The organism is Helicobacter sp. MIT 11-5569, assembly GCF_000765695.2.
In the GTDB taxonomy this organism is placed as follows: domain Bacteria; phylum Campylobacterota; class Campylobacteria; order Campylobacterales; family Helicobacteraceae; genus Helicobacter_D.
The window spans coordinates 1-1,600 of record NZ_JRPB02000035.1 but is presented as its reverse complement, the minus strand read 5'-3'; the positions used below and the strand labels follow the sequence as shown (position 1 = coordinate 1,600).

Sequence of the window (1,600 nt, the reverse complement as noted above, 5' to 3'; positions counted from 1 at the left end):
GGCTTATCTAAAAACTCTTTCCATTACTCTTTGTGTATTATCTCTCATTATCTTTAGCTTTTATTCTTATAAAAATACCCATAATGCTATTAATTTAAATGGAGAACAGACAAAAACATTCATCTTTAAGGGGATTGCTTATGATATTTACCAATTGCGCCCTTTTGATGGAACAATGTCTTCTGTGAAGAAAAATATAACCTATAAAGTTAGTGTGCGCAATGGCAAGGTAAGTGATAAAATTATGAGTTATTATCCTAATGGAAACTTAAAATCTATGCAGATTGTTAAAAAAGGCAATGGTTGCTCATTATTTTATTATGAAAATGGAAATTTAGAGGCAAAATATTGTTTGAAAAATGGACAGCTTGATGGAATCCAGCAAATATTTTATGAAAATGGGAATCTAAAAATTCAAGGTTATTTTCAAGATAATGAAGCAGCAGGAGAGCAATTTTGGTATAGAGAGAATGGTGTAATGTGGTATAAGATGATTTTTGAAGAAGAAAAAGTAGAAGAGTTTGATGAATATGGAAATTTTGTAAAATCTATCACATCAGGTAATGATTTAAAAGAAATAGTGCAAAGATTAAAGGAGGCAATAAATGGCTGGAGCTAAACAAATAACAAGAGAAATTTATCAAGGGATATTAAAGAATACATTAGATAGTTTAGAGGAAGATAATCCTTATATACAAATGTTACCAGATGAGGCGATAGAACAAGGAAAAAATGAAAACTAGATTTATGATGCACAAGAATTACAAGGAGAATGCAAAGAAGCTTGGATAAAAGACTTAGAAGAAAATGCCCATGAAATTTATGATAGCCTTTATGTAGAAGATGATGATAGGGATTATGATTCTTGCGAACTTAGAGAGTTTTATGGTGAAGATGAGGAAATGTGCGATGAAAAATATAGCAATAATCTTATTGTGTGTTTGCTTGTGTGAATTATGCGCAAATGACCTAGATGTAGTGGATTCTAAAGGTAGAAGTTTTTGGGATAAAAAATTTGTTTGTTATCAAACAAATAAATCACAGATAGCAAAAACTTGTGGCAATGAAGAATACTTTAAAGAACAAGGATTGCAATTTGATAGAGAAAGTAGAAGTATAATAATTTATACCCCTATGGAGCGTATAGATTTGATAGTAAAAGATTATAAAGATAAGATAATACTTCAAGGAAATAAATTTATTTTTCTATTTGTGAATTCTATAAAATATAATCCTCAAGATGTGTTTAGTTTAGAATTTTTGAATGATACTTTAATTCAATGGTGTATGTTTGAAGTGTGTGGAAAGTATGTGTTGTGCCCAAATTAACTAATTTGCTTTTAATGTGAAACAAGCGATAATAATAAGTTTATTTGCAATCCAATTCCACTTTAGATGGAAAAACACAAATGGCAAACAAGAAAAATTATATTGTAAGCCAAGTTCATATTAACAATTTTAATTAAAGGGAGTAAATGAGAAAATTACTTATTACTAACAATTCTAAACTCCCATAGGATTCTTAATGGCTAAGAAAACAAGAAGAAAAATCCTTACTCCTAAAGTAAAAACTCTACAAACAACTCCTGATTTATCTTTA

At 28.9% G+C, this 1,600-nt stretch carries 3 protein-coding genes; all 3 read left to right on the top strand.

Annotated features, from left to right (window positions below; genetic code table 11):
- Window positions 1-619: toxin-antitoxin system YwqK family antitoxin (locus tag LS70_RS09820; RefSeq protein ID WP_442907018.1), on the top strand; the 619-nt coding region annotated here is incomplete at its 5' end.
- The gene (locus LS70_RS10020; protein ID WP_161594718.1) at window positions 606-743 is read left to right on the top strand and encodes a hypothetical protein; all 138 of its coding nucleotides are present in this window, start codon (window positions 606-608) and stop codon (window positions 741-743) included. The genes LS70_RS09820 and LS70_RS10020, both read left to right, overlap by 14 nt.
- A 166-nt stretch (window positions 744-909) precedes the next feature.
- Entirely contained in the window at window positions 910-1,329 is a 420-nt protein-coding gene (locus LS70_RS09815) for a hypothetical protein (protein ID WP_034291508.1), read from the top strand.
- Window positions 1,330-1,600: the final 271 nt, after the last annotated feature.